The sequence below is a fragment of the Methanoregula sp. genome (assembly GCF_023227875.1).
Lineage (GTDB): Archaea > Halobacteriota > Methanomicrobia > Methanomicrobiales > Methanospirillaceae > Methanoregula.
The window spans coordinates 43,460-51,657 of the sequence record NZ_JALOCH010000017.1; the positions used below are offsets into that span (position 1 = coordinate 43,460).

At 54.0% G+C, this 8,198-nt stretch carries 10 protein-coding genes and 1 pseudogene; 9 read left to right on the forward strand and 2 right to left on the reverse strand.

Features of this window, described 5'->3' with window-relative positions; all coding sequences use genetic code 11:
• Positions 1–199: 199 nt before the first annotated feature.
• The 8 genes and pseudogenes from M0R30_RS13685 to M0R30_RS13720 all read left to right on the forward strand — a co-directional run bounded on the left by M0R30_RS13685 (position 200) and on the right by M0R30_RS13720 (position 5,030).
• On the forward strand, positions 200–880 hold the full coding sequence (locus M0R30_RS13685) for a type IV pilin N-terminal domain-containing protein (protein ID WP_292547864.1): 681 nt from the start codon (positions 200–202) through the stop codon (positions 878–880).
• A complete protein-coding gene (locus tag M0R30_RS13690; RefSeq protein ID WP_292547866.1) occupies positions 877–1,446 on the forward strand; it encodes a type IV pilin N-terminal domain-containing protein in 570 nt (189 codons plus the stop codon). The genes M0R30_RS13685 and M0R30_RS13690 overlap by 4 nt, the downstream gene beginning before the upstream one ends.
• Positions 1,443–2,024, forward strand: a complete 582-nt coding sequence (locus M0R30_RS13695) for a type IV pilin N-terminal domain-containing protein (RefSeq protein ID WP_292547868.1) — start codon at positions 1,443–1,445, stop codon at positions 2,022–2,024. The genes M0R30_RS13690 and M0R30_RS13695 overlap by 4 nt, the downstream gene beginning before the upstream one ends.
• Positions 2,021–2,116: pseudogene (locus M0R30_RS13700) on the forward strand (type IV pilin N-terminal domain-containing protein); the annotation flags it as partial. The gene M0R30_RS13695 and the pseudogene M0R30_RS13700, both read left to right, overlap by 4 nt.
• A gap of 812 nt (positions 2,117–2,928) precedes the next feature.
• On the forward strand, positions 2,929–3,522 hold the full coding sequence (locus tag M0R30_RS13705) for a type IV pilin (protein WP_292547870.1): 594 nt from the start codon (positions 2,929–2,931) through the stop codon (positions 3,520–3,522).
• The gene (locus M0R30_RS13710) at positions 3,519–4,037 is read left to right on the forward strand and encodes a type IV pilin N-terminal domain-containing protein (RefSeq protein WP_292547872.1); all 519 of its coding nucleotides are present in this window, start codon (positions 3,519–3,521) and stop codon (positions 4,035–4,037) included. Before M0R30_RS13705 ends, M0R30_RS13710 begins: the two co-directional genes overlap by 4 nt.
• 346 nt (positions 4,038–4,383) lie before the next feature.
• On the forward strand, positions 4,384–4,623 hold the full coding sequence (locus tag M0R30_RS13715) for a DUF2281 domain-containing protein (protein ID WP_292547874.1): 240 nt from the start codon (positions 4,384–4,386) through the stop codon (positions 4,621–4,623).
• Positions 4,624–4,634: 11 nt separating this feature from the next.
• Entirely contained in the window at positions 4,635–5,030 is a 396-nt protein-coding gene (locus M0R30_RS13720) for a PIN domain-containing protein (protein ID WP_292547876.1), read from the forward strand.
• A gap of 55 nt (positions 5,031–5,085) precedes the next feature.
• Here M0R30_RS13720 and M0R30_RS13725 read toward each other — a convergent pair whose 3' ends face one another.
• Positions 5,086–5,451: a hypothetical protein gene (locus M0R30_RS13725; protein ID WP_292547878.1), complete on the reverse strand. Its 366-nt coding sequence runs from the start codon at positions 5,449–5,451 to the stop codon at positions 5,086–5,088.
• Between the two features lie 541 nt (positions 5,452–5,992).
• Here M0R30_RS13725 and M0R30_RS13730 point away from each other — a divergent pair.
• A complete protein-coding gene (locus M0R30_RS13730; RefSeq protein ID WP_292547880.1) occupies positions 5,993–7,450 on the forward strand; it encodes a zinc ribbon domain-containing protein in 1,458 nt (485 codons plus the stop codon).
• Positions 7,451–7,837: 387 nt separating this feature from the next.
• On the opposite strand, the gene M0R30_RS13735 is transcribed toward M0R30_RS13730, so the two are convergent.
• Positions 7,838–8,035 carry a hypothetical protein gene (locus tag M0R30_RS13735; protein ID WP_292547882.1) on the reverse strand — a complete coding sequence of 66 codons (198 nt, stop codon included), beginning with the start codon at positions 8,033–8,035 and terminating at the stop codon, positions 7,838–7,840.
• Between the last annotated feature and the right edge of the window lie 163 nt (positions 8,036–8,198).

An 8,198-nucleotide genomic window follows, 5' to 3' on the forward strand; every position in this document is an offset into this window, starting at 1 on the left:
AGGTCCGGTTCTGCAAACTCCGCAGACACACATCCCCCGTTAATGAGACAAACCGTTCCAGAAACCTGCCGGAAATCCATTTTATATATCGGAGAATCGGATCGGAACCAATATTACTCACTTGGATATAAAAAAGGTACGATCAAGTACGCTTGTATTATAACAAGTTAACTTGTATTTTATGAGATGGGTTGAGATTATGGAACAAGAACAAAATCGGCATGAGGATGCCGTCTCCCCGGTGATCGGGGTGATGCTGATGATCGTGGTGACGATCATCATCGCTGCGATCGTCTCCGCGTTTGCCGGTGGGCTTGCCGGAGACCAGAAGAAGACGCCGTCCGTGCAGATCGACGTGCAGCTGAGGGAAGATCTGGATTCATCGGGATCAGCGTATACCAAACTAGTGTTAACGCATATGGGCGGGGATATCCTGACGACCCGTGACCTGCGGATTATCACCACGGTCACGATGTTAACGGGGAAGAGTTTAGAGTGTTATGGCACATATCCGATTTCACAAAAGTGTAGTTTAACACAAGGAAAAATGGGAACCGGGATGACCCACGTGACCGACGGAAGCATTGCTCTCAACGGGGGAGAGCATTTTAGTTCAGATGCATTCCTTGCCGGTACCGGATCCTCGGTAACCAACGACGGGTATCCATGTAAAGTGGTGAATGGAGCGTGTAACCCCGCTAACCAGTTCGGGAATATATTATGGATGAACGGGGATAGCCTGACGACCGTGGATGCAGATTCAACGGCAACGGTGCTCGGAACCGACGAGAATTTGAAAGGATTGGCCACCATGACCGTGGATATCGTGTATACCCCGAACAACGAGATCATCCTCCATAAGGATGTGATGTCATCATGAGGGAAACGGGACGGATCTCTGATGCCGGTGTCTCCCCGGTGATCGGGGTGATGCTGATGATCGTGGTGACGATCATCATCGCAGCAGTGGTCTCCGCGTTTGCGGGCGGGCTTTCCGGCGACCAGAAGAAAGTACCGGTCGCGCAGTTCGATATGAGATTGTATGCCAACGCTGTTATGGAGCTTAGTGGCCCTACAACGGTAACGATGGGAGGAATTTCGTATTACGTGAATTCCGGAAGCCCACGGTTTGACATTATTATGATAAATGGCGAACCTATTCCTCCGAAGGACCTGAAATTTGTCACGTACCGGACTGATGAGACGGGGGCAGTCGTGAAGCATGAAGTTCTTTGGGTTACAAGCAGCGGAACCTATAATTTCTTCCAGAATATTCCCGGGTGGAACCCCGATGCCATCCATCCCGGGGAGATGTATTACGGCAGCCCGGATACCCTTCTTGGTACTGGTGGGTCCGGCCTGGCGGTCGGAACCCCTGTTGAAATAGATATCGTCCACATCCCGACGAACACCGTCATCTACACCCAGGAGGTGCGCGTCCAATGAGAGCCCTTTTTGGTAACGAAGGTGCGGTCTCCCCAGTGATCGGGGTAATGCTGATGATCGTAGTAACCATCATCATTGCCGCTGTCGTCTCCGCGTTTGCCGGGGGACTGACCGGTCCCGATAAAAAGCCCCCCGTTGCGGTTTTTTCAGCAGAGGTGCTGCCCTGGCATGCTGAATGGACCGATGACGATCCGCTCGAGAACAGTACCGGTATCCTCTTCACGGAAGAGTCCGGGGATTTCCTCGACCTCAATGATGTGGCGATTGTCCTTGCCTGTGGCGAGGAGTCGATACGGTTCGCTCCTTCGACAAATGATGCGACTCCGTACGGGTACCTGCATATCTGGAAGGTGAGCGCCAATACGGTAGGTGTACCTGGGATATCCCATAAAAACGATCGCCAGATGAATGCCGGCAACCAGTTCATGCTCTACGCGGACAACGATGGCAACGGGAATGGTGTATTGGGGTGGACAACTCCTTCGGAATTCTACCTGACCCCAACGGAGATCTGCACCTTCCGGATCATCGACAAGCCGAGCCAGCAGACCATTGCGGGAGGGACGATTGACTTATGAAACAGAATGAGCGTGCAGTATCCCCGGTAATCGGGGTGATGCTGATGATCGTGGTAACCATCATCATCGCAGCGGTAGTTTCCGCGTTTGCGGCAAACACGGATATGGCCAGGCAGACCGGGCCGTCCGCAACACTGGAATCCAAGATACTGTTTTCACCAGTTCCTCAGACGTTTTACAGTTATGGCGAACCTGTTACGGTATATTTCCCCAAAATCGATTGCAACAAGTATTCCTCAACGACCTGTATGTCTCTCGATGATTATCCGGAATTATTCGGGACAACCTGCACGGCCGATTCGTGCATATTCCCGGCGGGGGATGTAGACCTGGATTCGTGGAATGATCCTAACGAGGATTTTGGATCTTACGGAAGGGCAAGCTCACTACATGCGAACCTCAACGGGTTCCTTTTTACCCACAATGGCGGGGATCCCATTGATCTGGACAATCTGGTATTGACGATGCGGTATTACGATCTTGCATCCACGGTCTATGCCAGCGATGTAAAAAAGTATGTTCAGTTCCTTCCCCGGGACTTTTTTTCACCGGATGTGAAGTCCCGTTCCACTGCAGCGTACTTCGGGACATTGAAGTACTTTTTCAAGGTGAATGCAACCAGCGAGGACGACACCATCGTCCGGCCGGGAGATCAGTTCGTATTCCTTGTCGATGATGGATACCAACCTCCTGACCGGTGGGCGCTCAGTTCGTATAGAAGTACGGGCAATAAGGGAGCGAGTGTCGGTATCGATCCATATTCCGGCGAGACCGAATGGTGGCTGAAAGACGGACCGTCCGGCAATACCCTTGCCCATGGAAACCTGGAAATACCGCTTACCTGAAAACGCAAGAGAGGAACGTGAATACCGGATATAATTTCAAAATACGAGGTGAATGAAAAATGAAGCAAAATGAATGTGCAGTCTCGCCGGTCATTGGCGTGATGCTGATGATCGTGGTCACGATCATCATCGCCGCTATCGTCTCCGCCTTTGCCGGGGATATGAGCGGAGGTCAGACCACCACACCGGTGGCCTCGATCCAGTGCAGTATTGTGAAACCGGATGCCCATAACGCAACCCTGACGATGACGCATCTCTCCGGCGATCCCATCAACACCCGGGACATGAGAATTATCGTGAGTTACAAGGATGCCAACGGCAACCCGAAGCAGACAAGGACATCGGGCAGTTCGGTCTCGATCCTCAATTCTGACGATGAGACCGTATCCGTGAAGGTCCCGTACCTTGCGGATCCCAAGGTTGGATCCCTTGATTCAACCGGTGATGAACTGACCGCCATCAACTACGGCAAATACGTCTGGAATATCGGCCAGGTCGTCACCACCGGCAATGCGGCGGGCTTTACAGCAATCTTCGGTGTTGATCCCTCCACGGATCCATCCGGTGTGAATATTGGAGACACCTTCAACATCAAGCTGGTGGACATCAACAGCCAGAAGGCGATCTTTGAGAAGGATGTGAGCGTACGATGAAATCCGTACAAAGAACTGAATCCGCAGTCTCACCGGTCATTGGCGTGATGCTGATGATTGTCGTGACGATTATCATTGCCGCCATCGTCTCCGCTTTTGCCGGGGGCATGGGAACCGACCAGAAGAAGAGCCCGAATGCACAGTTCAGCATTTCCGTGGATACGAGCGGTGGCACCGTCACGTTCCAGCAGACCAGCGGTGACGTACTCGCTCTTAACGAGATCCTCGTCCAGCTCGAATGCAACGGCCAGGCCATCACGCTCTCCAACGCGGATACACCAACCGGATTTACCGGTAATTATCTCAATGAAATCGGCGGAAGTTCAGACGGTTACATCACCGCCAGCGACCGGTTCACCCTGGCCGCTGATACCAACAGCGACTCGCAGTTCTCATACAATCCCACTGGCGCAGCAGCAGCCTTCACCATCCCCTACAACGCCCACGTCTCGTACATGATCCTCGACAAGAACAGCGGCAAGGCCATCCAGACCGGGGAGTTCTTGCTCCGGTAACTCAAACCTTTTTTCTGTGCAGAACGTCCAGGATGAGGAGACGAGCCATGCAGATCCCCGATGGCTGATGCAGTCGCCGGATGTGTACGTCCGGTCCATGAGGTTTACCGCGCACCCGACAATGTAGTGGATCATCCTGAGCGATCCGTACAATCCCGCGTGCCGGACAATCAGGACCTGGCCCCGGATAGCATCGTAGATGATGGGATCACGTTCATGCAAAATTAGGGAGCGCCGCATGTATCCGGGGTATCCATTCACGCGATCCGGAGAGATGAGGTTCCTGCCAGCTGCCCGTGACGGACACTATATCATTTTCTATCCCCCACTGCCGGCAAATCCTTTTATGGACAGGTACGAATACAACCTAATGGTGGTTTGTTTCATGTCCGAAATCGAAGAAATGGCGAAAAAAATGCCTCCCGATCTCAGGATACAGGTCCAAAACTTTATGCTGTTTCTCCTCCAGCAAAAAAAACAGAACAAAAGGCGTATCCTGTGCCAGGACTGGGCGGGGGGCCTGCGCGATTTCCGGGAGAACTATACCTCGCAGGAACTCCAGAAGAAAGCCCTTGAATGGCGTTAACGGATAACCCCATGTATCTCGTGGATACCAATGTCTGGCTGGAACGTCTTCTTGGCCAGGAGAAGTCTGAAGAGGTCGGGGACTTCCTCTCAAGGATCAGTACTGATCAGATGGGAATAACCGATTTCTCCCTGCATTCGATCGGGGTGATCACCAGCCGGTTAAAAAGGCCGGACATTTTTACCGCGTTTCTTTCCGATACCTGCATAGAAGGGGCCGTGAGCGTTATTTCCCTTGCCCCGGAACAGATGCACAAGATAGCGCAGGTGATGATACAGCACCACCTTGACTTTGACGATGCATACCAGTATGTTGCGGCAGAAGAGTACCACCTGATCCTTATGAGTTACGATACCGATTTCGACCGGACTCCCATAAAAAGAACGACTCCAGATCAGGCACGATGAGCACGTTTAAAGAAAAATTCGACTTGGCCGGGTTCTATGAGGGGAAGTCCGGGAATTACAGCAGGCCGTATTTCTTATGGGCCTGTTCAATGGTCATCAGGTTAAAAACATAAATTCTCTCGTTTATGATCCTGTAAAATGCAGTGTAACTGGGGCTGATGTGCAGACGATACGCGGGATCTTTCCCGGCACAGGTAAACCGTTCTTTATCCCCGGCTTTCCCCGGGAAGGGATCCTCAGCTAGCCGGGCGATCCTGTCGTGCACAATGCGCTGGCTTTTTTCCGGAAGATTTCCCGGGAATTCAAAAGCTTCGTCTTCAATCAGGACCGGGAACGTCACGGTTTGAACTCCACAAAATGGCCGTCCCGCATCTTCAAACAAATGGCGGCGCTTCTCTTGTGCCACCATCTCTTTGATCACCCGATCGAAGGTCTGGCCCGGTTTGCGAAGCTCAGAGATCGCCTCCCGGGTACTGGAACACACGGGGATCCTTTTTGTCGCACAATCCGTAGTGGACATACACGTATCAGGTAAGTCCGTCACGAGTAACTTCTTTATAATCCTTACATTTCATGTGCCAATACGATACGATCCGGATTACCGGATTCATGGATGTGAACCCGATCGCATTTCCTGATTTAGCACCATCTGCACCACAGGCCGATCATAAGAGGGCATGATGCCACCCGTATTCAATACCCGCTCTCCGTGAAGCAGGTACGGTAACAATTCCACTCCGGAATAAAATCGGCACTCATAAATAAAGACCGATACTATCCTTCAACAAACAAGTTAACTTGTGTAAAGTAAAGTAATATTGATATTGCAATCAGGGTGCAGAAGATCCGCAAACCGAGTTCGGGCCCTAAACCTGCAGGGGAATGCGAACAAACGCCCCGTAACAAAGCATCCTTGAAAAAAATATCAACCTCCCCTCAAGTGGCGGGAGCCTGTCCCGTTCGTGTGTCGTGATACCGTGACCCCCCAGAACCCGGAAGACTGGATCATCAAATCCCCGGACGTGTTTGTCAAGGCATTCCGGTTCACGGCCTGCCTCACGTCGTCACGCATCGTCCTCTCGGATGCCGGCAATGGTCGGGGGGCAGGCCGGGATCTGCCGCTCGAAATGGTGACCGGGATCGAATGCAGCCGTAACGGGAAGGGCGAACCGGTCCTTATCATCCTCACCGGGCCATCACGGGAAGACCCCCGCCGGCTGATCATGACCTTTGCCGAGCGCCCGGGCTTTCTCCGGCAGGGGGAACGCGACACGTGGGTGCAATGGATCGTACGGTACCGGCACCTGCCGACTCCCATGGAACCGGTAGTACCGGTCTCTGGTATGCCGGGACGGTACAAGAACAGCCCCCCGGGCTCCCGGGACCCTGGCCACCGGGACATGGATCGTATCGTCCCCTCATTCATCGGTCTGCGTAACGATCCGCCCGAAGCTGGCCCGGTGAACGATGGTCCCCGCAGGGACGTGATGAGAACAACCGTGGATGTGATCGTCAAAGAAGATCCGCATCGCGAACCCGCAACAGGACCCTCCCCGCGTTCCGCAAACCCGCCGGGCCGGGCAGGATCGTACCCCCCGGGCCAGTCATTCTTCTGCCTTGCGTGCGGCAATCGTGTTCCGGTGGGGGCGAGTTTCTGCAACCGGTGCGGGGCGAGCCTGATCCATCCGGGCAACGAGGTGGTCAGGTCCCCGTGGGACCCGGCCCGACCGGAAGAGGAACAGTCCCGGCTTGCCATGCAGTGGGGGGTAGAGGTTGCTCCTGCCGCGGGCGCCGGGCAGCAGGCTGTACCGCAGGGACCGGACAGGGTACCGGATTGTACGTCGGCCTTCCCGTTCGCGGAGAGCCATATCCCGGGTGCCGGTACCGTGGCCGGAAAGCGGGTTGCAATCCTTGCCGGCATCCTTATTACGGCCGTCATCCTTGCAGCCCTGCTGGGAAGCTCGCTCCTTGCCTCCATGACGGGGGAGAGTCAGGGTATGATACCCGCTTCCCCAACGGTCGGAGAGGACGATCCCACGACCGTATCTCCCGTAGAACCGGAGAGCGGAGCAACCAGTCCCGGAACCGGCAGTACCCTGCCGGCCGCATCATCCGGTTCCGGAAGTTCCTTTACCGCGTCCGATGCCTCATCGGCAGCGATCCCGTCCAACGGCACGTACGTCCTTGTCCAGGGATCCGGCACATGGGAAGGATCCTACGGGGCTATGCCGGCGATCTGGGCCGTGCGGGGAGCCGGGGAAAAAGTATACAAAGTGGGTGAAACATCGGACTCGTCCGTCACCGCGATATTCCGCAACACCGGGACCACAGGTTCAGGTGAGCTCGTTGTACAGATCTACAAAGACGGTGAGATCGTCCGGACCGGTACCGCCGGTTCGGGCGGGACCGTAACAGCATAGGAGGAGCTATGTATGTAAGGAGTAAAATGCCATGCAGCCGGCCCCGGAGACGGGTGCGGCGTCCCCATGTCGGGCGCTATGCCCGGATGCAGGGTATCCATGTCTTCTGGTAACCGGACCGATGACCATATGCACGCATCTATAAAATATCACCTTCCCACTGAGGGGATCCGCCGGGGAAAGACCGCCTTATCTCCTGGCGTTTTTTTACATTCAGTGACGAGCACGGTTCCGGCCCCTGCGTTCATGTCCCTCAGGTACAGTACCGTGCAAAAAAACAGAAAAAATCCGGTTGGAACTTCACGGACGACCCTGCCAGACCTTCATACCTCAGGGTACCGGAGAGGGTCGTCGGGTCAGGTAACGGGTGCAAGCCCGCTGACTCTCTTATGCCTCGTAGGCAACGAGGATTGCACCGCTCTCTTTCTCCGCTGCCTTCAGTTTGGTAAGGCCGGCGGGGGTCAGCTTCTTGTAGGGCAGGACTTTCTCGTACGCGACAAGGGTCACACCAAGTTTCTTCTCAAGAACCTCAATCTCCTTTACCGGTGCTTTTGTAAGTTTTGCGGGTCGTGCACATGTCATCATGTTCACCACGGAACTCCTTGAATCCCGCACAATATATAGAGGATAACTAAAAACCCCATTTCAAACCCATGAACATGAGGTGGAAATGAAGATCGAGCGAAAAAATCGGGATAGATCATGTCCATTGTTCTGAGTTCTTTTGATATTTTTGGGCAGCTACCGC